Below are 24114 nucleotides of genomic sequence, written 5' to 3' on the forward strand. Positions count from 1 at the left end.
AATCGTGACACTGCCAAGGAGACTGATGCGTACCCGAATTCTGATGAGAGCGCTGGCGGTGGGCGTCGTGACGACGCTCGCGGCCGGCTGCGGAGGCGGCGAGCCGCCGTCGGGCAAGTCCGGTGGCAACGCCAGCGACGGCCTCACCAGCAACGTCAAGCTCGAGGACGAGACGCAGGCAGCCGGCACGCCGAAGTCCGGTGGCCGCCTGCGGATCATGATCCGGCTGGACGCCAACGAACTCGACCCGCACCGGATGTCGGAGACCTCGGCCTTCGTCATCAACGAGCAGATCTACGAGTCGCTCGTGCAGTCGTACCGGGGCGAGATCAAGCCGGCGATCGCCGAGTCGTGGGAGCTGAGCGCGGACGGCCAGACCGTGACGTTCAAGCTGCGCGACAACGCGTACTTCCACAGCGGCCGCAAGGTGACCGCCGCCGACGTGAAGTACTCGATCGAGCGGATCAAGGACCCGGCCACCCGGGCGCCGCGCGCCCGCAGCTACGAGGGCATCACCTCGGTCGAGGCGCCCGACGAGCGCACCGTCGTGATGAAGCTGGCCAAGCCCAACGCCGCCATCCTGACCCTGCTGTCCACCGCCGCGTCGTCGATCGTCGACCGGACCGTGGTCGAGAAGCAGGGCGACCTCAACGGCAGCGTCGACGGCGGCAGCGGGCCGTTCAAGCTCGCCGCCCGGACCACCGGCCAGGCCATCAAGCTGGACAAGCACGACAAGTACTGGGAGTCCGGGGTTCCGTACCTGGACGGGCTGGACTTCACGTTCAACCCGGACGACAACGCCCGCGCCGCCGCCGTGCGCAGCGGCACCGTCGACTTCCTGTGGCGGCCCGCGCCGGAGTTCATCGACGCGCTCAAGCGCGACGAGAAGCTCAAGTGGTACGGCGGCTCCGGCTCGCTGTCGCTGCACCTGCGGCTGAACACCTCGAAGGCGCCGTACGACAACGTCAAGGTCCGGCAGGCCATCTACCTGGCGCTGGACCGGCAGGAGATCCTGAACGTCGCCAACTCCGGCTTCGGCACCGCGCTCAACGCCGGCTACCTGCCGCCGGACCGCTTCGGCGCGCTGAAGGAGCCGGTGTACGGCAAGCCCGACATCGAGAAGGCCAAGGCGCTGCTGGCCGAGGCGGGTTACCCGAACGGCTTCGACGCCAAGCTCATGGTGATCGCCACCTCGGCGTTCCAGGTGCGCTCGGCGGAGGTGGAGCAGCAGCAGCTCGCCAAGATCGGCATCAAGGTGACGCTGGAGTCGGTCGAGTCCACCATCGCCGACACCAAGACGAAGTCCGGGGACTTCGACATGTACCAGTCCGGCTTCGGCCTGACCTACGACCCGGACGAGCGGTTCACCGCCAGCTTCCTCAAGGGCGGCGGCCTGAACTACGGCAACTGGTCCGACCCGGAGTACGAGGACCTGATCGTCAAGGCCCGCTCCGAGCTGGACAAGGACAAGCGCGCCCAGCTCTACCAGCAGGCCGAGAAGATCCTGGCCGAGCGGGGCCCGGTGGCCATGACCTTCCTGAACGCCGACTTCGACGTCGTGCAGAAGGACGTCATGGGTTACCGGGGTGACCCCACGCCGACCTACCGCTTCTACCGGCACCTCTGGCTCGACCGCTGACGAGTCGCGGAGGGGACGCCGGCCCACGGCGTCCCCTCCGCCGCACCGCGACGAAAGGCAATCCATGACGGCCGTACCCCTGACCCATCGCTACGTCATCGCCGCCCGGCTGAAGGGCTACCTGGGCAAGCACGAGGAGTCCGTGGCGCTGCTCACCGAGGCGCTCGAACTGGAACCGGACAGCCCTCGCCTGCTGCGTTTCCGCGGCCACCGGCGGATCTCCATCAGTGACTACGCCGGCGCGATCGCGGACCTGCGCGCCGCCGCCGACCAGCTCGCCGGCGTCGAGGACGAGTACGAGATGTACCAGCCGGAGGTGGAGAAGGACGTCGTCAGCCTGATCCTCGGCCGGCCCGAGGACGTGCGCCCGCAGCACCTCAGCGACACCGACGCCGCCGCGAACCCGGAGATCCTCGGCCGCTACAACACCACGCTGCACGCCTCCGTCTGGTACCACCTGGGCGTCGCCCAGTACCTCGCCGGTGACCTGGAGGGCTGCCTGCCCAGCTTCGCCGAGTCGGAGAAGGCGTCCCGGCACCAGGAGGGCCTGGTCGCGTCGCAAGACTGGCAGTACATGGCGCTGCGGCGCCTCGGCCGGACCGCCGAGGCCGAGGAGGTGCTCGACCGGTTCCGCACTGTCGACCTGGTCGACGAGCCGCACCTGGTCGGCTACGAGGGCCGGATGAAGCTCTACACCGGCGAGATCGGCCCGGACGAGCTGTGGGCGATGTGCGACGGCAACAGCCTCAAGACCGTCACCCAGGGGTACGGCCTCGGTAACTGGCACTACTACAACGGTGACGTCGACAAGGCGCGTGAGGTGTTCGACGGGGTGCTGAAGACCCGCGTCACGCACGCCTTCGCGTACCTGGCCGTCAAGGCCGAGTACGAGCGCAACCCGGACTTCGCGACCACGAGCAAGGAGAACTGAGATGGCAATCATCCGTGCCGAGATCGGCAAGCGGGACCAGGCCACCAAGGAAGCGATGATCGCCGACCTGACCGACGTGCTGGTCAAGTACGGCTCGCCGCGCGAGAACACCCACGTCCTGCTCTACGAGGTGTCGTACGACAACTGGGCCAAGGGCGGCGTGACGTACAACAACCGGAAGCGTGCGCAGGAGTCCTCGTGACCGGCGCCGCCGCGGGACCGCACATCCTGCTCACGCCCAACCTGTCGGACCTGCTCCCGCAGCTGCGGGAGCGGTTCCCGCAGTGCCGGTTCAGCCCGGTACCGGACGGTGAGCCGGTACGCGACGAGTGGCTCGACGCCGAGGTGATCCTGCGCAGCGCGATGAACGAGGACACCTTCGACGAGCTGCTGGCCAAGTGCGACCGGCTGCGGTGGGTGCAGATCACCGCGGCCGGGTTCGACTGGGTGGGCGGCGAGCTGATGCAGCGCCGCCTCGCCGAGGGGCTGCTCTACACCCGGTCGCCCAACTCCTACAACGTGCCGATCGCCGAGTACGCCATCGGCGCGGTGCTGATGCGCTTCCGCGCGTTCCCGGAGCACCGGGAGGCGCAGGAGCGCCGGGAGTGGGTGCGGATCACCGGCCGGGACTTCATCGGCAGCACGATGCTCGTCTTCGGCACCGGCGGCATCGGCGGCGAGGTGGCCTGGCGGGCCCGCGCGCTCGGCGTCGACGTGATCGGGGTGAACCGCTCCGGCACTCCGGCCGAGGGCTTCGACCGGGTGATCCCGTACGCCGAGCACATGGCCGTGCTGCCGGAGGCCGACTCGGTGGTCCTGGCCATGCCGCTGACCACCGAGAACCGCTACTTCTTCGACGCCGAGCACTTCGCGGCGATGAAGGAGTCGGCGGTGCTGGTGAACGTCGGGCGGGGCGCTCTCGTGGTGGAGGACGCCCTGGTCGACGCGATGCGGTCCGGCCGGATCGCCGGCGCGGTGCTGGACGTGTTCGAGGAGGAGCCGCTGCCGGCCGACCACCGGCTGTGGGACCTGCCGAACACCACCATCACCCCGCACACGTCGTTCCGCGGCACCGGCAACCTCCAGCGGCTCTACGCCGACTTCTGCGTCAACCTGGAGCGTTACCTGGCCGGCGAGCAGCTGGCCGGCCTGAAGCGGCAGCCCGACCTGGGGTACTGAGGCGGCCGAACGAGAGGCGGCCCACCGGATCGATCCGGTGGGCCGCCTTCGTCGTGCCGTACGTCAGTCGAGCAGCGCGCGGGCCGCAGTCAGCACGTCGTGCTCACCGAGCAGGACGTGGTCGGCCGCCGGGCCCAGCGGGACGTAGCTGTCGACGCTGTTGACGCGGGAGATCCGCCCCGGGTAACCGGCGTCGACCAGGGCGGCCACCACCGCCTCGGAGACGCCGCCGCCGGCCCGGGTCTCGTCCACCACCAGCACCCGGGGTACGCCGTCGAGCGCGGCGAGCATGCTCGCGGCCGGCAGCGGCGCGAGCCACTGCAGGTCCACGACGCGGGTGCCGGCACCCCGCTCGGCGGCCAGCGTCTCGGCCACCCGCAGGCTCATCGGCACGCCGTTGCCGAACGTGACGAGCGCCAGGTCGTCGCCGTCGCGTACGGTCCGGACCTGTCCGAGCGGCGTCTCGGTGGCCGCCCACTCGTCCGGCGGGGCGTACCGGGCCAGCCAGCCGCCGTCGCCGTCGCTGTGCAGGTCACGGGTGTGGTAGAGCGCGATCGGCTCCAGGAACACGCAGACCCGCTTCTCCTGCTCGGCCAGCGCGAGGCACTGCCGCAGCAGCGCCGGCGCGGTGGCCGGGTGGGAGGCGACAGCCAGCGCCAGGCCGGGGATGTCCCGCAGCACCGCCACCGAGTTGTCGTTGTGGAAGTGCCCGCCGAACCCCTTCTGGTACGCCAGCCCGGCGATCCGGACCACCATGCCGTTGCCGTACTGCCCGTCGGAGAAGAACCGCAGCGAGGCGGCCTCGCCGCGCAGCTGGTCCTCGGCGTTGTGCAGGTAGGCGAGGTACTGGATCTCCGGGATCGGCAGCGTGCCGGCCAGCGCGCCGCCGAGCGCCACCCCGAGGATGGTCTGCTCGTCCAGCAGCGTGTCGAACACGCGGTTCGCGCCGAATGCCTTGCGCAGCCCGCGGGTGGCGCCGTAGACGCCGCCCTTGCGCGCCACGTCCTCGCCGAAGACCTGCGCCTGCGGCCAGGTGAGCAGCGCGTCGTGCAGCGCGGCGTTGACCGACTGGGCGAGCGTGAGCGGTCCGCGCGACTCGGGGAGCCGGCCGCCGAACACCTTCTCCCGTCCGGCGCCGGCCCGTCCGGCGGCCGCGCTGACCCGGTCGGTCCGGCGTTCGGTCAGCGGAGCGGTCACCGCAGCCGCGTCGGGCAGCCGCTCGACCCGCCCGAGCATCGCCTCGGCCTGGTCCATGACCAGCTTGCGGGTCTGCTCGTAGCGGGCCAGACTCTCGGCCGGGGCGAGGATGCCGCGCCGGGCCAGCACCGCCGCCGTGGCCAGCAGCGGGTCGCGGGCGTAGTCGGCGAGGATCTCCGACCGGGACCGGTACGCCAGCTCGGCGTCGGAACCGGCGTGGCCCATGAACCGGACCGTGCGCAGGTGCAGCACGGCAGGGCGGCGTCCGGCGCGTACCCGATCGGCCACCTCGCCCGCGACGGCGAGCAGCCGCGCGGGATCGGCGCCGTCGACGGCGGTGTAGTCCAGGGCTGGTAGCGCGGACAGCATCCGGTCCACCCAGCCGTGCGGGGACCGGGTGCTGATGCCGATGCCGTTGTCCTCGCAGACGAACAGCACCGGCATCCCGAGCCCCTGGTGGGCGGCCCACCCGACGGCGTTCAGCGCGCCCGCCGCGGTGGAGTGGTTGGCCGAGGCGTCGCCGAAGCTGCACACCACCACCGCGTCGGCCGGGTAACCGGTGTCGCCGACGCCCCGCTCCAGCGCGAACGCCATGCCCATCGCGCGGGGCAGGTGCGAGGCGATCGTCGAGGTCTGCGGGATGACGTTCAGCGCCCGGTGCCCGAACACCTTGTGCCGGCCGCCGGAGATCGGGTCCCGCCGGGACGCGGCGGCGGAGTGCAGCACGTCGGTGATCGGGGTGGAGCCGGGGACCTGCCCGGCCCGGGCGGCGTAGAAGCCGCCGGACCGGTAGTGCAGCAGCGCCGGATCGGTCGGGCGCAGCGCCAGCGCGACGGCGGCGTTGCTCTCGTGGCCGCTGGATCCGATCGTGTAGAAGCCCTCCCGTTTCGACTGCAGCCAGCGCAACGCGAGGTCGAGGTGGCGGCTCTGGATCTGGGCGTCGAAGTAGTCGAGCAGCAGGCCGGCGTCGATCTCGACGTCCGGCGACGGGTCGGGGGCGCCGCGCGCCCGCCGACCATTCTGACAGTTGACGAACCAGGTGTTCGTCGATGGTTTCCACGTTGCTCCTTGTCGGGGGTGCGAGGGGTCAGCGGCTGGAACGGCCGCGCAGTCGCGGGTCGAGCACGTCGCGGAGGGTGTCGCCCAGCAGGTTGAAGCCCAGCACCGCGATCATGATGCAGACGCCGGGGACGACCGACGGCCAGATCGACATCTCCATGAACGCCTTGCCGCTGGAGAGCATCGACCCCCAGGACGGCTGGGGCGGCTGCACGCCGAGCCCGAGGTATCCCAGGGACGCCTCGACCAGGATGGCGGTGGCCAGGCTCGTGGTGAACTGCACCGCGATCGGGGCGACCGAGTTGGGCAGGATGTACTTGAAGATCAGCCGGGCGTTGGTGAGCCCGACCGCCTGGCCGGACTCCACGTACGGCTCGCGGCGCACCGACATCGCCGTGCCGCGTACGACCCGGGCGAAGCTCGGGATGAACACGAGGATCAGGGCCAGGATCAGGTTCTCGGTGCCGGGGCCCCGGGCGGCGACGACCGCCAGCGCGAGCAGCAACGTGGGGAAGGCGAACATGATGTCGGTGGCCGGGGTGATGATCGCGTCGAGGAAGCCCCGGTAGAAGCCGGCGAGCAGTCCGAGCAGGACGCCGATCGCGCCCGCGCAGGTCACCACGATCAGGCTGACCGTCAGCGAGGTGCGTGCGCCGTACAGGGCGCGGCTGAGCAGGTCGCGGCCGGCCTCGTCGGCGCCGAGCAGGAAGTCGCCGCCGGGCGCGGCGAGCCGCTGGTTGGACATGGCGGTCGGGTCGTACGGGGCGATGAGCGGGGCCAGCGCCGCCGCGCCGACCATCAGCACCACGATGACCAGGCCGATGGCGCCCACCCGGTCGCGCCAGATCAGGCGTAGCAACTCCAGGCTGCGGGGGGTCCGGCGAGTGGACGCCGCCTCGGCGGGGCGGCGGTCGGGGGCGGTGTCAGTGACCACTGCGCAACCTCGGATCCAGGTAGGTGTAGATGAGGTCTACGAGGAAGTTGACGACGACGTAGAAGAAGGCCAGGAAGAGCAGGGTGCCCTGGACGACCGGGTAGTCGCGCTGGGAGATGCCGCGGATGACCATCGTCCCCAGGCCCGGCCAGGCGAACACCTGCTCGACGATGACGGTGCCGCCCAGCAGCGCGCCGGCCTGGATGCCCAGCACCGTCACGACCGGGATCAGCGAGTTGCGCAGCGCGTGCCGGGTCATGACCACGCGCTCGCCGAGGCCCTTGGACCGGGCGGTGCGTACGTAGTCCTGGTTGAGCACCTCCAGCATGCTGGAGCGGGTCATCCGCATGCTGATCGCGGCGAGGCTGGAGCCGAGCGTCACGGCGGGGAGGATGAGGTGCTTCAGGGTGCCCCAGAAGCCCTCACCCTCACCCGCGCCCTGGGACGGCAGCCAGCCCAGCGACACCGAGAAGACGTACACCAGCAGGATGCCGAGCCAGAAGTTCGGCAGCGACAGCCCGACCAGCGAGCCGACCCGGGTGGTGGCGTCCAGCAGCCCGTTGCGCTTGGTGGCGCTGAGCACGCCGAGCGGGATGGAGATGAGGATCGAGACCAGCAGCGCCGACACGGCCAGCAGCAGCGTGGACGGAAGGCGCTGCATGATCTCTTCGAGCACCGGCTGGCCGGTGCGCATCGAGGTGCCGAAGTCGCCCTGGACCAGGGCGCCGAGCCACCTCAGGAACTGCTCGTACACGGGCATGTCGAGCCCGAAGTAGCGGCGCATCTCCGCCTCGATCGCGGGGTCGCCGAAGTCCTGACCCATGATCGAGCTGATCACGTCGCCGGGGATCATGCGGATGACCAGGAATGAGATCACCGAGATCCCGAAAAGGACTGGAATAACCGATAAGAGACGGGTCAACGTGATGCGCAGCATTGCGGGTTTCTCCGGTCGGTCAGGTGTCAGCGCCGGGTGTGCCGGGGTCGGCTTCCGCGTCCCAGCCGGCTTCCTCGTCCCCCGTGACGGCGATGTCGCGCGCCCATTCGTGCGCGCGCTTGGCGACCCGTAGCACCATCACCGACCGGCTCTCCATCACCCCGTCGAGGTTGCCCAGCCGCTCCGTCCAGAACCGCCGCATGGCGTTGCTGGAGGCGAAGTAGCCGACGGCGATGATGTCGAACTGGCCGGTCACGTGGTAGACGTACGCGATCTCCGGCATCCCGGCGAGCTTGTCGATGAGCCTTTCTGTGGCACCCGGAGCGCTCTGGATCTCGAACAGCGTGTGCACCGGCCGCCCCATGAAGGCGGCGCTGGGAATCGCGGCGAACTGCAGCTGACCCTCGGTGACAAGTCGTTCCACCCGGCGTCGTACGGATCCCTCGGAGAGGCCGACCTTCGCCGCCAGCGCGACGTTCGTCTGCCGTGGATCCTGAACGAGCTCCCGGATGATGCTGCGATCTTTCTCGATCGAGCTCTTGGATGCCATCTCGCTCCAACTCTTAGTGACGGAATTCGTCGCTGCCGGGAGCCTAGACGACGAACATCGTCTGTGCAACACTCCCGGATGACGAATGGTGGCGTTCGGGAGTCTAACTCAGGGGGATCGATGGCCTTGTTGGAGGTCCGGGACCTGCGCACCGAATTCCGCGGCGCGCGGGGCTCGGTGACGGCGGTGGACGGGGTGTCGTTCACTGTCGACGCAGGGGAGATGGTCGCCCTCGTCGGCGAGTCCGGCTGCGGAAAGTCGGCGACCGCTCAGTCCATCATGGGGCTGATCGTGCCGCCGGCCGGCCAGGTGACCGGTGGCCAGGTGCTCTTCGAGGGGCGGGACCTGCTGAAACTGTCCGCACGGGACCTGCGCGCGGTGCGCGGCAAGGGCATCTCGATGATCTTCCAGGATCCGATGACCTCGCTGAACCCGGTGCTGACCGTGGGCCGGCAGATGACCGAGGCGCTGGAACTGCACCTCGGGATGAGCCGCCGGGCCGCGCGCAAGCGGGCGGTCGAGCTGCTGGACATGGTGCGGATCCCGGCGGCGGAGACCCGGCTCAGCTCGTACCCGCACCAGCTCTCCGGCGGCATGCGCCAGCGCGTCATGATCGCCATGGCGCTCTCCTGCCGGCCGCGGCTGATCCTCGCCGACGAGATCACCACCGCGCTCGACGTCACCATCCAGGCGCAGGTGCTGGACCTGCTGCGGGAACTGGCCCTGGAGACGCGCACCGCGGTCCTGTTCATCACGCACGACCTCGGCGTGGTCGCCGGCATGGCCGAACGCGTCAACGTCATGTACGCCGGCCAGATCGTCGAGCGCGCCGGGACCGTCGACCTGTTCCACCAGCCGCAGATGCCGTACACCTGGGGTCTGCTCGGCTCGGTGCCCCGCCTCGACCAGGCCCGCGGCGGCAAGCTGCGCCCGATCGCCGGCCGCCCGCCGGAGCTGTCGGAGATCCCACCCGGCTGCCGCTTCGCGCCGCGCTGCGTCCACGCCCGCGATGTCTGCCAGGACCAGGCGCCCGGCCTGACCACCGTCCCGGCCCGCGACCAGCTCACCCGCTGCTGGGGCATGCGCCCGGCGGACCAGGGCGGCTGGCTGACCACCGAGGACCGCTTCGCCGAGCAGAGCGCGGAGGTGCGCTGATGACGACCCCTGCCCCCGACACCGCCCCCGACCCGCTGCTGCGCGTGCGTGACCTGGCCGTCGACTTCAAGGTGCCGGTACGCGGCTCGATGCTGCCGGCCCGGCTGCGCGCGGTCTCCGGCGTGGACCTCGACGTCCGGCGCGGCGAGATCATCGGCGTGGTCGGTGAATCCGGCTGCGGCAAGTCCACCACCGGCCGCGCCATTCTCCAGCTGCTCAAGCCCAGCCAGGGCACCGTCACGTTCGACGGCACCGAACTGACCACGCTGGACCGGCGGCGGATGCGGGCCATGCGCCGGCAGATGCAGATGATCTTCCAGGACCCGTTCGCCTCGCTGAACCCCCGGATGACCGTCGGCGAGCTGATCGAGGAGCCGCTGCTCGTGCACTCCGACCTGCCGGCGGCCGGGCGGCGGGCCAAGGCGCTGCAGACCATGCAGATGGTCGGGCTCAGCGAGAAGTGGCACGACAGGTACCCGCACGAGTTCTCCGGTGGCCAGCGCCAGCGCGTGGGCATCGCGCGCGCCCTGGTCAGCAACCCGCAGTTCATCGTCGCCGACGAGCCGGTCTCCGCGCTCGACGTCTCGGTGCAGGCGCAGATCGTCAACCTCCTGGAGGAACTCCAGGAGGAACTGGGCCTGACCATGATGTTCATCGCCCACGACCTGGCCGTCGTCCGGCACCTCTGCGACCGCATCGCGGTGATGTACCTCGGCTCGGTCGTCGAGGTGGGGGAGTGCGAGGACATGTACGACCGGCCGCGCCACCCGTACACCCAGGCCCTGCTCTCGGCGGTGCCGATCCCCGACCCCCTGGTCGAGACCGAGCGCCGGCGGGTGATCCTCAGCGGTGACGTGCCCAGCCCGCTGAACCCGCCGTCCGGCTGCCGCTTCCGGACCCGCTGCTGGAAGGCGCAGGACATCTGCGCGACCGAGACGCCGAAGCTCACCGGCGCCGGGCACCAGGTCGCCTGCCACTTCCCGGAGAACACCGACCCGCGGGGCGAGCCGCTCGCCGCCGCCGGCGCGGGGCGGTAGACGTGTCCGTTCCGTACCACCGCAACCTGGTCGACGGCGAGTGGGTCGACGGCGAACGCCGGCCGAACCTCAACCCGGCCCGCCCCGGCGAGGTCGTCAGCGAGTACGCGGTCGCCGACCGGGACACCGCCCGCGCGGCGGTCGAAGCGGCCCGCCGGGCCGGTCCCGGATGGGCGAAGCTGCCCGTCGGCGACCGGATGCGGATGCTGGACCGCATCGGCGCCACCATCCTGGACCGCGCCGACGACCTCGCCACGCTGCTCGCCCGCGAGGAGGGCAAGCTGCTCGCCGAGGCCCGCGGCGAGGTCGTCCGCGCCGGCCAGACGTTCCGCTACTACGCCCACCAGCTGCTCCAGCCCACCGGTGAGGTCTACGCCTCCACCCGCCCGAACGTGCACGCCGAGGTCCGCCGCCGTCCACTGGGCGCGGTCGGGATCATCACGCCGTGGAACTACCCGCTGGCGATTCCGGCGTGGAAGGTCGCACCGGCGCTCGCGTACGGCAACACCGTCGTGCTCAAACCCGCCGAGCTGGTACCCGCCAGCGCCGGGGAGCTCGCCCGGATCATCGCCGACGCCGGTGTCCCGCCCGGCGTGTTCAACCTGGTCGTCGGCGCCGGCTCGGTGGTCGGGGAGGAACTGCTCACCAGCGACGGCCTCGACGGCATCTCGTTCACCGGCGGCACCCGCACCGGCGCGCACGTCGCCCAGCGCTGCATCGCTCACGGCAACAAGCGGTTCCAGCTGGAGATGGGCGGCAAGAACCCGCTCGTAATCTGCGACGACGCCGACCTGGACGTGGCGGTGCGCTGCGCGCTGGACGGCAGCTTCTTCAGCACCGGCCAGCGCTGCACCGCGTCCAGCCGGCTGATCGTGACGGCCGGCATCCACGACCGGTTCGTCGCGGCGCTGGCCGAGGCGACGCAGGCGCTGCGGGTCGGCGACCCGCTCGACCCGGACAGCCAGCTCGGCCCGGTGGTCAGCGCCGGCCAGCTCGACCAGAACCTCGACTACGTCCGGATCGGACGCGACGAGGGCGCGGCGGTGGCGGCCGGCGGTACGCACGACGGGCAGTTCATGCGGCCCACCCTGCTCGTCGGCGCGCACAACGACATGCGGGTGGCCCGGGAGGAGATCTTCGGCCCGGTGTCCTGCGTGATCCGCGCCGAGAACCTCGACGAGGCGATCGAGCTGGCGAACGACACCGACTACGGGCTGTCCGCCGGGATCGTCACCACCTCCCTGTCTGCTGCCGAACGGTTCAAGCGCGACGCCCGCGCCGGCATCGTCACCGTCAACCTGCCCACCGCCGGCACCGAACTGCACCTGCCGTTCGGCGGCACCGGGGCGTCCAACCACGGCCCCCGCGAGCAGGGCGGCTACGCCCGCGACTTCTACAGCGTGCCGGTGACCTGCTACACCGGCTGGTAAGGACGGCAATGTCCCCGCAGATCCTGCTCACCGAGCCCATCGCCGAGGCCGGGATGCGGCTGCTGCACGCCGCCGGTGAGGTACGCGTCGCCCACCTCACCGACCCCGCCGCGCTCGCCGCCGGGCCGCTCGCCACCGCCGACGCGCTCGTGGTGCGCTCCTCACCGGTGACCGCCGCGATGCTGGAGGCCGCGCCCCGGCTCAAGGTCGTCGGCCGGCACGGCGCCGGGCTGGACGGCATCGATCTGGCCGCCGCGCAACGGCTCGGCGTCCCCGTCGTCGGCACGCCCGGCGCCAACGCCGAGTCGGTGGCCGAGTTCGTCGTGCTGGCCGCGCTCGCGCTCGCCCGGCAGCTCACCCCCGCCGTGACCACGCTTGCCGCCGGCGGCTTCCCGCCCGGCCGGTCACTGCCCGGCTCGGTCGTCGCCGCCGGACTGACCGGCACCATGCTCACCGGCCGCACGCTGGGACTCGTCGGCCTCGGCGCGATCGGCCGGGGCGTCGCCGCCCGCGCCCGCGGGATGGGCATGACGGTCCTCGGGTACGACGTGGCGGTCACCGAGCCGCCGGACGGCGTACACCTGGTGGACCTGGACCGGCTGCTCGCCGAATCGGACGTGGTCAGCCTGCACGTGCCCCAGACGCCGCAGACCACCGGCCTGATCGGCGCCGCCGCCCTGGCCCGGATGCGGCCGCACGCGCTGCTCGTCAACACCGCGCGGGCCGGCGTGGTCGACGGCGCGGCGGTGCTCGCCGCGCTCGACGCCGGCCGGCTGCGCGGCTACGCGGTCGACGTGTTCGCGCCCGAACCGCCCGCCGCCGACGACCCGATGCTGCACCACCCCCGCGTCCTCGCCACCCCGCACATGGCGGCGATGACCACCGACGCGCTCGACGCGATGGCCGTCGCCGTGGCGCGCGGCGTCCTCGCCCACCTGGAAGGAACCCGTACGTGACACTGACCGTCCCCGCGTCCGCCCTCGACTACTTCGGTGTGGACACGCTCGTCGACGACGACACCCGGGAACTCCAGGCCGCCGTGCGCGGCTTCGTGGACCGGCGGATCCGGCCCGAGATCGCCGGCTGGTACGAGGCGGGCCGGCTGCCGGTACGGGAACTGGCCCGGGAACTCGGTGAACTCGGCGTGCTCGGGATGCACCTGGAGGGCTACGGCTGCGCCGGCACCTCGGCCGTCGCGTACGGCCTGGCCTGCTTCGAACTGGAGGCGGGCGACTCGGGCCTGCGGTCCCTGGTCTCGGTGCAGGGCTCGCTGGCCATGTACGCGATCTGGCGGTTCGGCTCCGAGGAGCAGAAGCGCGAGTGGCTGCCCCGGATGGCCGCCGGTGACGCGATCGGCTGCTTCGGGCTGACCGAACCGGACTTCGGTTCGGACCCGGCCGGCATGCTCACCCGGGCCCGCCGCGACGGCGGCGACTGGGTGCTCAACGGCACCAAGATGTGGATCACCAACGGTTCGGTCGCGGACGTCGCCGTCGTCTGGGCGCGTACCGACGAGGGCATCCGCGGCTTCGTCGTACCGGCCGGCACGCCCGGGTTCACCGCGCCGGAGATCACCCGCAAACTCTCCCTGCGCGCGTCGGTGACCTCAGAGCTGGTCCTCGACGACGTCCGGCTGCCCGCCGACGCGATGCTGCCCGGCGCGGCCGGCCTGTCCGGGCCGCTGACCTGCCTCAACGAGGCCCGCTTCGGCATCGTCTTCGGCGCGCTCGGCGCCGCGCACGACTGCCTGCAGACCACCGTCGCGTACGCCCGCAGCCGGCAGATCTTCGACAAGCCGCTCGCCGCGTACCAGGCCACCCAGCTCAAGCTCGCCGACATGGCGCTGGAACTGGGCAAGGGGATGCTGCTGGCGATGCAGATCGGCGCCCTGAAGGACGCCGGCACGCTGGACCACCGGCAGATCAGCCTGGGCAAGCTCAACAGCGTGCGGGAGGCCATCGCCATCGCCCGCGAGTGCCGGACGATCCTCGGCGCGGCCGGCATCACGCTCGACTACCCGGTGCTGCGGCACGCGAACAACCTGGAGTCGGTGCTCACCTACGAGGGCACCTCCGAGGTGCACCAGCTCATCATCGGGCAGACGCTCACCGGTCACGCGGCCTTCCGCTGACCGGCCGGGCCACCGGTGACCGCGTGCCCGGCCCGTGATCGGGCCGGGCACGCGGCCTACCGCTTGACCAGGTTGCGCAGCGCGGACAGCAGCGACCGGTGGCTGACCTCGGCATAGATCTTCTTGTCCGGTCCGTACAGAACCACATACGGGCACTGCTGGTCGTCGCCGCCCATGGTCTTGTCCAGCAGCCGGCGGCCGGTCGCCACCTCGTACACCCGCAGGCGGTAGGTGGCCTTGAGCAGCGTCAGCGTGTCCGGCTTCGGGTCGTCGTAGCGGCACTTGCGGATCGTCGCGCCGGTGCTGGTGCGGTCCAGGCAGGCGACCATCTGCACGGCCTTCGGGTCCTCCGACGCCCATGTCCGCTCCACCCGCTTCGACAGGCCCTCGTCGTAGTAGTAGACCTGGTCGTGGCGGCGGCCCGTGCCCGTGTCGGTGCCGACGAGCAGCGCCACCGGGTGCGGCGCCGCCCCGGCGCGCTTCGGCGACTGCGGGAAGTAGAGGACGCCGTCGCACACGTCGTTCAGGTCGGAGATCTGCGCCGCCGGGAAGTCGCTGGGCTGCGGCCCGCGCGTCGAGGGCTCCACGCTCGCCGTCGCACCCGGAGTTGGCGTCGCGCCGGACGACCGCCAGGGCGCCACCGGCGGCGCGGCCGGCTCCGGCTCGGCCACCTCGCGTGGTGAGGAACCCAGCAGGAACGCGCCGCCGATCAGGCCCGAGCACGCCACCAGCAGCAGCACGCTCAGCGCCGCGACGGCAATGACCAGACCGCGGTTGCGGCCGGTCGACGGCGGACCGGGCGGAGGGTACGGCCCGTACGGCGGGGCCGACCACGCCACCACTGCGGGTGGCTCCGCGTCCCCCGCCGCTCCCTGATCCGATCCGGCCCCCGTGTCGGACATGCGCATTCCCCCGTCGAACCCGTGCGAGCGCGCAACTTATCAGGATCCGCCGCCCGGGGATGCCCGTACTAGATGGTTGCGCTACCTAGATGGCGGCGCTACCGTCGTCCGGTGTGAACGTCGCGTCAGGAGCGGGATGAACCAGGAACGGCGGGCGCAGTGGCTGCGCGGAGTGCTCGACCTCTGCGTGCTCGCGCTGCTGAGCCGGGGCGAGTCCTACGGCTACGAGCTGTCCCAGGCGCTGCGCGCCCACGGGCTGGGCGCGGTACAGGGCGGCACCCTCTACCCGGTGCTGTTGCGGTTGCAGCGCTCCGGCCTGCTCACCGCCCACTGGCGGGAGGGCGGAACCGGCCCCGCGCGCAAGTACTACCGGATCAGCCCGGAGGGCAGCGCGGCGTTGCGGGCGGCCGCGAACGACTGGAGCGCCTTCGCGTCGAGCGTCGGCACGATACTGAGCGAGGAGCCGAAGCGGTGAACCACGACCTCTGGCTCGCCGCCCTCACCGGCGAGCTGCGCCGGCACGGGGTGGGGCCCGACCTGACCGGTCACGTCGTCGCCGAGGCGGCCACCCACCTGCTCGACAGCGGGGAACCGCCCCTGCGGGTCTTCGGCGCGCCGCAGACGTACGCCCAGGCGGTGGTCGACAGCCTCGGCGGCCCCGACGTGCGTCCGCCGCGCCGCCAGCCCGGACCGGTGCGGCTCGCCGCGCGGGGCATCACGAAGCGCTACCGGGGGCGGACCGTCCTGGACCGGGTCGACCTCACCGTCCGGGCGGGCGAGATCGCGGCGGTGGTCGGCGCCAACGGCGCCGGCAAGAGCACGTTCCTGCGGATCTGCGCCGGCCTGCTGAGCCCGGACGCGGGCACCGTCGACGTGCACGGCACACTCGGCTACTGCCCGCAGGACGGCGGCACCGCCGAGTTCCTCAGTCCCGACGAGCACTTCGTGCTGATCGGCGCCGGCCGAGGGCTGGGCCGCACGGCGGCGCGGCGGGCCGGGCGCGCGGAGGCGGCCGGCCTGGAGTGGACGCCGCCGCGGCGCACCCAGGCGCGGCACCTCTCCGGCGGCACGCGGCAGAAGCTCAACCTGGTGCTGGCCCGGCTCGGCGAGCCGGACGTGCTGCTGCTCGACGAGCCCTACCAGGGGTTCGACAGGGGCACCTACCTCGACTTCTGGCACGAGGTGTGGCGGTGGCGCGACGCCGGCAAGGCCGTCGTGGTCGTCACCCACCTGCTCAACCAGCTCGACCGCGTCGACGTCGTGCTCGACCTTTCCGGGGAGCGGAACGCATGAGCCGGACCCTCGTGGTGGCCGAGGCCGCCCTGCGCGAGCTGCTGCGCCGCCGTACCGTGCTGGTCATCCTGCTGTTGATGCCGCTGGCCTTCTACCTGAGCCGCCGCGGCGACTTTCTCGGGCAGTCGATCCGCTTCGTCTGCCTCGGCCTGGGCTGGGCGCTCAGCACCGCCGCGCTGTTCGCGGGCAGCGCGGCGCGGGGCATGGAACCCCGCCTGCGGCTCTCCGGCTACGGCAGCCGGCACCTGGTGCTCGGCCGGCTGCTCGCGCTCTGGACCGTCGGCGTGCTGCTGTCCACGCCGTACTTCCTGCTCGTCCTGGCCGACCAGCGCGACGTCCGGTACGGCGCGATCGCGCTGATCATGGTGCTGACCGTGTTCGTGTCGGCGCCGTTCGGCCTGCTGCTGAGCGCCGTGCTGCCGCGCGAGCTGGAGGGCACGCTGGTGCTGCTGACGGTGGTCGGTCTCCAGATGGTGATGGACCCGGCGGGCAGCGCCACCCGGGCGCTGCCGTTCTGGTTCAGCCGCGAGCTCGCCACGTACGCCGTCGACCACACCGACGGCGGCTACCTCACCCGGGGCCTGACCCACGGGCTGGTCTTCGCTGTCGCGCTCACGGTGCTGGTCGTGGTGGCCGCCGCGGTGCGACTGCGGCAGCGCCGGCACCTGCGCCTGGCCACCTGACCCCCGCGCCCGGCGGACCGGATCGAACCGCGGGGCGTGGCAGGATCGGCCGGGTGCAGATCGGGTTGCTCGGGCCGTTCCAGGTCACCCTCGACGGCGGCGTCCCGGCCGACGTGCCGGGCGCGCGGCTGCGCGGACTGCTGGCCGCCCTCGCGCTCCAGCCCGGCCGGGTGGTTCCGAAGGCGACGCTCGTCGACTGGATCTGGGGCGAGCAGCCGCCCGCCGACGCCGCCAACGCGCTGCAACGCCTCGTCTCCCGGCTGCGCAAGGCGCTGCCGGCGGGCGTCGTCGACGGGTTGCCCGACGGCTACCGGCTCGCCGTCGAGCCCGACGCCGTCGACGCCGTACGGTTCGAACGCCTGCTGCTGCGGGCCCGCGACGGCGACGGGCCGCAGCGGGTACGGCTGCTGCGCGAGGCGCTCGGGCTGTGGCGCGGCGACGCGCTGCGCGACATCGGCCTGCCCGACAGCCCGGCGCTCGACGCGGCGGCCACCCGGCTGGAACGGCTGCGCCTGACCGCAACCGAGGACCGGTACGACGCGGAGACCGGGCCCGACCTGATCCCGGAGCTGACCGACCTGGTGGCCGCCCATCCGGTGCGCGAGCGGCTCGCCATGGCGCTGATGCGCGCGCTCGTCGCGGCCGGCCGGGACACCGAGGCGCTGCTCGTCTACCGGCGCACCGCCGACGCGCTCGCCGACGCCTTGGGCACCGACCCGTCCCCGGAACTGTCGGCGCTGCACGTCGCGCTGCTGCGCGGCGAGACGGTACGCCGGGAGGACACCCGCCGGACCAACCTGCGCGCCGAGCTGACCAGCTTCGTCGGCCGGGACGCCGACCTCGCCGCGGTCGGTGCGCTGGTGGCCGAGCACCGGCTCACCACGCTCACCGGCCCGGGCGGCTCCGGGAAGACCAGGCTGGCCACCGAGACCGGACGCCGTTTGACCGGCGACCTGCCGGACGGCGTGTGGCTGGTGGAGTTCGCGGCCGTCAGCGCCGACGGGGACGTGGTGCAGGCGACGATCTCCGGGCTCGGCCTGCGGGACGCGCTGCTCGGCGACGCGGGCAGCGCGGAGCCGGTCGACCGGCTGGTGGCGGCGATCCGGGACCGGGAGATGCTGCTGATCCTGGACAACTGCGAACACGTCGTCGAGGCGGCGGCGGCGCTGGCGTACCGGCTGCTCGGCGAGTGCCGGCGGCTGCGGATCCTGGCCACCAGCCGGGAGCCGCTGGGCATCACCGGGGAGGCGTTGTGGCCGGTCGCGCCGCTGGGCCTGCCCCGCGGCGACGCCACTGCCGCCGAGGTCGAGTCGTCGCCCGCCGTGCGCCTGCTGCGGGACCGGGCCGCCGCCGTCCGCCGCGACCTGGCGTACGACGGCCATACGTCGGTGACCATGGCGCGGATCTGCCGCGCGCTCGACGGCATGCCGCTGGCCATCGAGCTGGCCGCGGCACGGTTGCGCGCCATGTCCGTCGACCAGCTCGCCACCCGGCTCGACGACCGGTTCCGGCTGCTCACCGGCGGCAGCCGGACCGCACTGCCCCGGCACCGGACGCTGCGCGCAATGGTCGACTGGAGCTGGGAACTGCTCAGCGACGCCGAACGCGCGGTGCTGCGCCGGCTGTCGGTGTTCTCCGGCGGGGCGGGCCTGGACGCGGCCGAGCGGGTCTGCGCCGGTGGCGCCGTCGCGCCGGGCGACGTGCTCGACCTGCTCACCGCGCTGACCGAGAAGTCGCTGCTGGTCGCCGCCGGCGACGTCGCGCCGCGCTACCGGATGCTCGGCACGATCAAGGAGTACGCCGCGCAGCGGCTCGCCGAGGCGGGGGAGGCGGACACCGCGCGCCGCGCGCACCTGGCGTACTTCACCGCGCTGGCCGAGACCGCCGAGCCGCGGCTGCGCCGCGCCGACCAGCTCACCTGGCTCGCCCGGCTGGGCGCCGAACACGACAACATCACCGCCGCGATGCGTGGCGCGCTCGCCGCAGGTGAGGGACCCGAGGCGATGCGGCTCGCCGCCGGCGCCGGCTGGTACTGGTGGCTCGGCGGACACCGCACCGAGGGCATGGAGCTGATCACCGCGGCCACCGAGGCGCCCGGTGAGGTGCCCGACGACACCCGGGCCGTGGTGTACGGACTGGTGGTGCTGTTCCTCAGCTCCGGGCCGGGCGACGCGCAGCACGCGGCCGAGTGGATCCACAAGGCGTACCGGCTGAGCGGGGAGGGCCGCGGCGGCCACCCGGAGCTGGCCCTGGTCGTGCCGATGGAGCGGATGCTGCGGGAACCGGACGCGCTGCTGCCCGCCTGGGAGTCGCTGCTCGACCACGACGACCCGTGGGTACGCGCGCTGGCCCGGCTGCACCTGGGCAAGCTGCGGGTCATCCTCGGCATGGAGGCGGCGCAGGCCGAGGCGTGCCTGCGGCAGGCGCTCGCCGAGTTCCGGGCGGTGGGCGAACGCTTCGGGATCTCGTTCGCGCTCAGCGAGCTGGCCGAGCTGATCGCCGTGCGCGGTGACGTCGCCGCCGCCTGCGACTACTACGAGCAGGCGGTCACGGCGGTCACCGAGGTCGGCGCCGTCGAGGACGTGATCCGGATGCGGGCACGGCTGTCCTGGCTGTACCGGCTGGGCGGCGACGAGGCGGCGAGCGCCGACGCGCTGGCCGAGGCGTACCGGCTCGCCGCCGGGGTCGCCTGGCCGGGGGCGCTGGCCGAACTGGCGCTGGTCCGGGCGTACCTGGCCCGCCACGACGGTGACGCGGACGAGGCGTACGCGCAGCTGCGGTCCGTGTCGGCGCTGCTCGGCGACGAGGCGGACCTGGCCAGTGTCCGGGCGGGCACCCAGGATCTGCTGGGTTACCTGGCCGAGGACGTCGAGCTGTCGCGTACCCATCGGGCGGCGGCGTGCCGCGCGGCGCGCGAGGGGGGCTACGCGCCGCTGACCGCGCAGGTGCTCGTCGGTGTAGCGGACCTGGCGGTGCGGCTGGACCGGCCGGACCAGGCGGCGCGGCTGCTCGGCGCCGCCACCGCGGTACGCGGCCAGCCCGACCGCACCCACCCCGACGTGCCCCGGATCGAGGCGGCGGCGCGCGACCGCCTCGGCGACGCGGGTTTCGCCGAGGCGGTCGCGCAGGGCCGGGAGACCGGCTGGGAGCGACTGGTCGAGGTCACGCTCGCTTCGTGAACGTGGACCGCGCCCACAGGTAGCCGACCACAGCGATGCCGGCGCACCAGGCGAGCGCGGGGATCACGTCGCCGGCCGACGGCGCGCCCTCGAGCAGGCCGCGCAGCGTCTCGATGATCGGCGTGAACGGCTGGTACTCGGCGAACTGCCGCAGGCCCGGCCCCATCTTGTCGGCGGGCACGATCGCGCTGCTGAAGAACGGCAGCAGGACCAGCGGCACGGAGGCCATGCCCGCCGACTCCGGCGACTTGGCGAACAGGCCCAGCGCGACGGTGAACCAGCTGACCGCGACGCTGAGCAGCACCACCACGCCGGCCGCGCCGAGCCAGTGCAGCGGCTCGGCGGCCGGGCGGAAGCCGAGCAGGAACGCCACCCCGACCAGGGCCACGACCGCGAGGACGTTCGTCAGCACGGTGGCCACCACGTGGCCGGTCAGCACCGCGCCCCGGGACACGTGCATGACCTTGAACCGGTTGATGATGCCCTTGGTCATGTCGGAGTTCACCGACGTCGCGGTGCCGCCGAGGCCGTAGCAGACCGCCAGCAGCATCAGGCCCGGCGTCGCGTAGTCGACGTAGTCGACGCCGACGGAGAACGCGTCGCCGAGCATGTACACGAACATCAGCATCACGATGATCGGCATCAGCACGGCGTTGAACACCGAGGTCGGGTTGCGGCGCAGGTGCGTCAGGTTGCGGCGCAGCATGACAACCGAGTGGTTGCGGCTCATTTGGCGGCCACCTCCGGGGTACGGCCCGTCAGGGCCAGGAAGACGTCGTCGAGGTCGGGGGTCTGCACGGACAGGTCGTCGGCGCTGATCGCGTGCGCGTCGAGCCGGTCGAGCAGGGCGCGCAGCGCCGCCGTTCCGCCGTCGGTGGGCACGCGCAGGGCCAGCGCCTCCTCGTCGCGTACCGCCTCGGGCAGCACCAGCGCCGCCGCGTCCAGTTCGGCGCCGGTGCCGAACCGCAACCGCACGTGCGTGCCGGGGATCCGGCGCTTCAGCTCCTCCGGCGTGCCCTGGGCGACCAGCCGGCCCTGGTCGAGCACCGCGATCCGGTCGGCGAGGCGGTCGGCCTCGTCGAGGTACTGGGTGGTGAGGAAGACTGTCACGCCGCCTGCGACCAGCTCCCTGATGATCGACCACATGGTCCGGCGGCTGCGCGGGTCCAGCCCGGTCGTCGGCTCGTCCAGGAAGATGATCCGCGGCTCGCCGACCAGCGTCATCGCGAGGTCCAGTTTGCGGCGCATGCCCCCGGAGTACGTCGACACCAGCTTGTCGGCGGCCTCGACCAGGTCGAACCGTTCCAGCAGTTCGGCGACGACCCGCTTGCCGGTCACCCGGTTGCGCGGCCCGAGGTCGACCATCAGTTGCAGGTTCTCCCGCCCGGTGAGCAGTTCGTCCACCGCCGCGAACTGCCCGGTCACGCCGATCGCCGCGCGTACCGCCCTGGCCTCGGTGACCACGTCGTGCCCGGCGACCCGCACCGATCCGGCGTCGGCGCGGATCAGCGTGGTCAGGATGTTCACGGTCGTGGTCTTGCCGGCCCCGTTCGGGCCGAGGAGGGAGAAGATCGTGCCGGCGGGGACGTCCAGGTCGATGCCGTCGAGCACCACCTTGTCCTTGTACGCCTTGCGCAGCCCGGAGGCCGCTATCGCTGAACTCGTCATGCGACCACCATGGGCGGCCGTACCGCCACCGCCCTGACACGGCGCTGACACGGCCGCTGACAGCTTGTCGGTGGGGCGGCGTACGGTCCCGCCGTGGATCGGGAGACGTTCCGGGAGGCGCTCGACGCCGCCGACCGCGCTGCTCCCGTCCCGGCGTCGCCGAATCGGCTGGCCCCGGCGCGCCAGGTCGGCGAGCATGTCGGCATGGCCGGTTCGACGGGTGCGAGGCTGCCGCTTCAGGGCGGGCTGCCACCCGGCGAGGCGCTGACCGGCGCGGTGCGGGAGATCGCCTGCGACGAGTCCGGCTTCTCCGGCACCAACCTGCTCGACCCGGCCACCCCGGTGATCGTCCACGCCAGTGTCGACCTGGGCCGCGACGAGGCCGCCGAGCTGATCCGTACGCTGCGGTCCGGGTTCCGGTTCTCGCCCGACGAGGTCAAGTCCCGGCAGTTCCTGCGCCGCCGCGAAGCCGCCGAGGCGGTGCAGTGGTTCCTGGCGGCGCTACGCGGCCGGGCCCACGTGCACCTCGTCGACAAGGAGTTCTTCCTCGCCACCAGGGTCGTCGACCTGCTGCTGGCCGAGCCCTCGTACGCGGCGGGCACTCGCCTCGCCGGTGACCGGCGTCCGGCCGCGGCGGCGCTGCACCGGGCCGGGCGGGCGGCCGGGCCCGACTGGGCGGCCTTCCTCGCCGCAGTGGTCGAGATGCTGCGCACCAAGCGGCGGGACCGCGCGGACGACCGGAGCGTCGAGCGGTTCTTCGCCGCGCGCGACGTGCTGCGGCGCCACGTCGACGACACGCGGGCCGGCGCGGTCCTCGACGCGCTCGACCCGGCCCGGGTGGCAGCGGTGCAGGCCCGGTTGTACGCGGGCGACCGGACGATCCCGCCGCCGCTGGAGCCGCTGCTGCCGGCGCTGGCCGAGACCGTCCTGCACTGGAGCGCCGGCCGGCGGCGGGTGCTGGTGGTCCACGACGAGCAGAGCGCGCTCACCGAGGGCCGGCTCCGCCGCCTCCAGGCGGCGCTGGCCGCCAGCGACCCGGCCGGCCCGTCGCCGCTGGCCGGGCTGGTGATGACCGACTCGCGCGACGACCCGCGCGTCCAGGCCGCCGACCTGCTCGCCGGCGTGGCTCGCCGGATGCCCGGCGACGGGCCGCTGCGCCCGCTGCTGTCCCCACCCGCCCCGAACGCCGCAGCCGAGCCGGCGGAACAGGAGGCTACGTGATCCTGAGTGGCGTGACGCCTCGCCCCGGACTGCACTGCGAGACCACCACGCTCGGCGTGCTGACCCGGCACGCGGGCCTGGACCTCTCCGAGCCCATGCTGTTCGGCCTCGGCGAGGGGCTCGGCTTCGTCTACTGGGACGCCAAGAGCATGGACGTGCCGTTCCTCGGCGGGCGCACCAAGCCGCTGTGCGTGACCCGCGCCGCCGCCCACCGCCTCGGCCTGGACCTTCGGGTACGGGAGACGACGTCGGCGGCGAAGGCGTGGCGCGACGTCACCGACGCGCTGGACGCCGGGCAGCCGGTCGGCCTGCAACTGGGCTCGTACCACCTGGACTACTTCACCACCCGGGTCCACTTCGGTGGGCACACCGTCGCCATCTACGGCTACGACGACACCCACGCCCACCTGATCGACACCGCCCAGCAGGGCGGCGCGGTGACCACCACGCTGGACAGCCTGGCCCGGGCCCGTGCCGCGCGGGGGCCGATGACCGCGCGCCACCTGTCGTACACGCTCACCGCGCCCGACGGCCCGCCGGACCTGGGCACGGCGATCCGCGCGGCGGTACGCGCCAACGCCGCAGCGTTCCTCGACCCGCCGATCGCCAACCTCGGCCACCGGGGGATCGCCACCGCCGCCGCCCGGGTGACCCGCTGGCTGGACCGCGCCGCCGACCCGGCCCGCGACCTGCCGCTCGCCGCGACGCTGATGGAACGCGGCGGCACCGGCGGCGCGCTGTTCCGCGCCATGTACCGGGACTTCCTCGCCGAGGCCGCCACCGTCACCGGCGACGCCCAGCTACGCCGGGCGCAGCTGATGTACGCCGACATCGCGCCGCTGTGGACCGCCGTCGCCGACCACATCGCCACCGCCGGGCGGACCGGCGACGCCGGCCACCTGGCCCGCGCGTCGGCGGTCCTGGCCGAACTGGCCGTACGCGAACGCGAGGCGATGACAGTGCTGGCCGCGGTCGACGCGCGGTAGGCG

The 24114-nt window shown here is 72.7% G+C and carries 21 protein-coding genes and 1 pseudogene; 15 read left to right on the forward strand and 7 right to left on the reverse strand.

Annotated features, from left to right (window positions below; genetic code table 11):
- Window positions 1–25 precede the first annotated feature (25 nt).
- From PVK74_RS00735 to PVK74_RS00750, 4 genes are all read left to right on the forward strand, one after another.
- Entirely contained in the window at window positions 26–1639 is a 1614-nt protein-coding gene (locus PVK74_RS00735; RefSeq protein ID WP_158559980.1) for an ABC transporter substrate-binding protein, read from the forward strand.
- Window positions 1640–1703: 64 nt separating this feature from the next.
- The gene (locus PVK74_RS00740; RefSeq protein ID WP_043325191.1) at window positions 1704–2570 is read left to right on the forward strand and encodes a tetratricopeptide repeat protein; all 867 of its coding nucleotides are present in this window, start codon (window positions 1704–1706) and stop codon (window positions 2568–2570) included.
- A 1-nt stretch (window position 2571) separates the two neighbouring features.
- A complete protein-coding gene (locus tag PVK74_RS00745; protein WP_018786431.1) occupies window positions 2572–2772 on the forward strand; it encodes a tautomerase family protein in 201 nt (66 codons plus the stop codon).
- Complete coding sequence (locus tag PVK74_RS00750) at window positions 2769–3749, forward strand: D-2-hydroxyacid dehydrogenase (RefSeq protein ID WP_064447412.1); 981 nt, start codon at window positions 2769–2771, stop codon at window positions 3747–3749. Before PVK74_RS00745 ends, PVK74_RS00750 begins: the two co-directional genes overlap by 4 nt.
- Before the next feature lie 63 nt (window positions 3750–3812).
- Here the strand turns inward: PVK74_RS00750 and PVK74_RS00755 are convergent.
- From PVK74_RS00755 to PVK74_RS00770, 4 genes and pseudogenes are all read right to left on the reverse strand, one after another.
- A pseudogene (locus PVK74_RS00755) lies at window positions 3813–5997 on the reverse strand (thiamine pyrophosphate-dependent enzyme).
- A 36-nt stretch (window positions 5998–6033) separates the two neighbouring features.
- Complete coding sequence (locus PVK74_RS00760; RefSeq protein ID WP_274477921.1) at window positions 6034–6939, reverse strand: ABC transporter permease; 906 nt, start codon at window positions 6937–6939, stop codon at window positions 6034–6036.
- Entirely contained in the window at window positions 6929–7816 is an 888-nt protein-coding gene (gene nikB, locus PVK74_RS00765) for a nickel ABC transporter permease (RefSeq protein ID WP_197494923.1), read from the reverse strand. Before nikB ends, PVK74_RS00760 begins: the two co-directional genes overlap by 11 nt.
- Window positions 7817–7895: 79 nt before the next feature.
- A complete protein-coding gene (locus PVK74_RS00770; protein ID WP_030499629.1) occupies window positions 7896–8426 on the reverse strand; it encodes an Lrp/AsnC family transcriptional regulator in 531 nt (176 codons plus the stop codon).
- A 120-nt stretch (window positions 8427–8546) separates the two neighbouring features.
- On the opposite strand from PVK74_RS00770, the gene PVK74_RS00775 reads away from it, so the two are divergent.
- The 5 genes from PVK74_RS00775 to PVK74_RS00795 are packed head-to-tail and all read left to right on the forward strand — an operon-like array spanning window position 8547 to window position 14179.
- Window positions 8547–9581 carry an ABC transporter ATP-binding protein gene (locus PVK74_RS00775; protein ID WP_274477922.1) on the forward strand — a complete coding sequence of 345 codons (1035 nt, stop codon included), beginning with the start codon at window positions 8547–8549 and terminating at the stop codon, window positions 9579–9581.
- Window positions 9581–10618, forward strand: a complete 1038-nt coding sequence (locus PVK74_RS00780) for an ABC transporter ATP-binding protein (RefSeq protein WP_043325187.1) — start codon at window positions 9581–9583, stop codon at window positions 10616–10618. Before PVK74_RS00775 ends, PVK74_RS00780 begins: the two co-directional genes overlap by 1 nt.
- Before the next feature lie 2 nt (window positions 10619–10620).
- Complete coding sequence (locus tag PVK74_RS00785) at window positions 10621–12048, forward strand: aldehyde dehydrogenase family protein (protein WP_274477923.1); 1428 nt, start codon at window positions 10621–10623, stop codon at window positions 12046–12048.
- A gap of 8 nt (window positions 12049–12056) precedes the next feature.
- A complete protein-coding gene (locus PVK74_RS00790) occupies window positions 12057–13004 on the forward strand; it encodes a hydroxyacid dehydrogenase (protein WP_064447416.1) in 948 nt (315 codons plus the stop codon).
- Between the two features lie 38 nt (window positions 13005–13042).
- Entirely contained in the window at window positions 13043–14179 is a 1137-nt protein-coding gene (locus PVK74_RS00795) for an acyl-CoA dehydrogenase family protein (protein ID WP_420800543.1), read from the forward strand.
- 56 nt (window positions 14180–14235) lie between these two features.
- Here the strand turns inward: PVK74_RS00795 and PVK74_RS00800 are convergent, their stop codons facing one another.
- Window positions 14236–15081, reverse strand: coding sequence for a hypothetical protein (locus PVK74_RS00800; protein ID WP_274477925.1), 846 nt, complete (start codon window positions 15079–15081; stop codon window positions 14236–14238).
- Window positions 15082–15217: 136 nt separating this feature from the next.
- Here PVK74_RS00800 and PVK74_RS00805 point away from each other — a divergent pair, with 136 nt between their 5' ends.
- The 4 genes from PVK74_RS00805 to PVK74_RS00820 are packed head-to-tail and all read left to right on the forward strand — an operon-like array spanning window position 15218 to window position 20236.
- Window positions 15218–15556: a PadR family transcriptional regulator gene (locus PVK74_RS00805; protein WP_174533405.1), complete on the forward strand. Its 339-nt coding sequence runs from the start codon at window positions 15218–15220 to the stop codon at window positions 15554–15556.
- A complete protein-coding gene (locus PVK74_RS00810) occupies window positions 15553–16374 on the forward strand; it encodes an ATP-binding cassette domain-containing protein (RefSeq protein WP_174533404.1) in 822 nt (273 codons plus the stop codon). Before PVK74_RS00805 ends, PVK74_RS00810 begins: the two co-directional genes overlap by 4 nt.
- Window positions 16371–17057, forward strand: a complete 687-nt coding sequence (locus PVK74_RS00815; RefSeq protein ID WP_274477926.1) for an ABC transporter permease — start codon at window positions 16371–16373, stop codon at window positions 17055–17057. Before PVK74_RS00810 ends, PVK74_RS00815 begins: the two co-directional genes overlap by 4 nt.
- 53 nt (window positions 17058–17110) lie before the next feature.
- Window positions 17111–20236 (forward strand): ATP-binding protein, encoded by a 3126-nt coding sequence (locus PVK74_RS00820; RefSeq protein ID WP_274477927.1) that lies wholly within the window; start codon window positions 17111–17113, stop codon window positions 20234–20236.
- On the opposite strand, the gene PVK74_RS00825 is transcribed toward PVK74_RS00820, so the two are convergent.
- Window positions 20220–20966, reverse strand: coding sequence for an ABC transporter permease (locus tag PVK74_RS00825; protein ID WP_274477928.1), 747 nt, complete (start codon window positions 20964–20966; stop codon window positions 20220–20222). The genes PVK74_RS00820 and PVK74_RS00825 overlap by 17 nt on opposite strands.
- On the reverse strand, window positions 20963–21904 hold the full coding sequence (locus tag PVK74_RS00830; RefSeq protein ID WP_274477929.1) for an ATP-binding cassette domain-containing protein: 942 nt from the start codon (window positions 21902–21904) through the stop codon (window positions 20963–20965). Before PVK74_RS00830 ends, PVK74_RS00825 begins: the two co-directional genes overlap by 4 nt.
- Before the next feature lie 93 nt (window positions 21905–21997).
- On the opposite strand from PVK74_RS00830, the gene PVK74_RS00835 reads away from it, so the two are divergent.
- Both PVK74_RS00835 and PVK74_RS00840 read left to right on the forward strand, forming a co-directional pair.
- Window positions 21998–23125, forward strand: a complete 1128-nt coding sequence (locus PVK74_RS00835; RefSeq protein WP_274477930.1) for a DUF3800 domain-containing protein — start codon at window positions 21998–22000, stop codon at window positions 23123–23125.
- Window positions 23126–23136: 11 nt separating this feature from the next.
- The gene (locus PVK74_RS00840; RefSeq protein WP_274477931.1) at window positions 23137–24111 is read left to right on the forward strand and encodes a BtrH N-terminal domain-containing protein; all 975 of its coding nucleotides are present in this window, start codon (window positions 23137–23139) and stop codon (window positions 24109–24111) included.
- Window positions 24112–24114: the final 3 nt, after the last annotated feature.

The organism is Micromonospora chalcea (assembly GCF_028768405.1).
Classification (GTDB): Bacteria; Actinomycetota; Actinomycetes; order Mycobacteriales; family Micromonosporaceae; genus Micromonospora; species Micromonospora chalcea.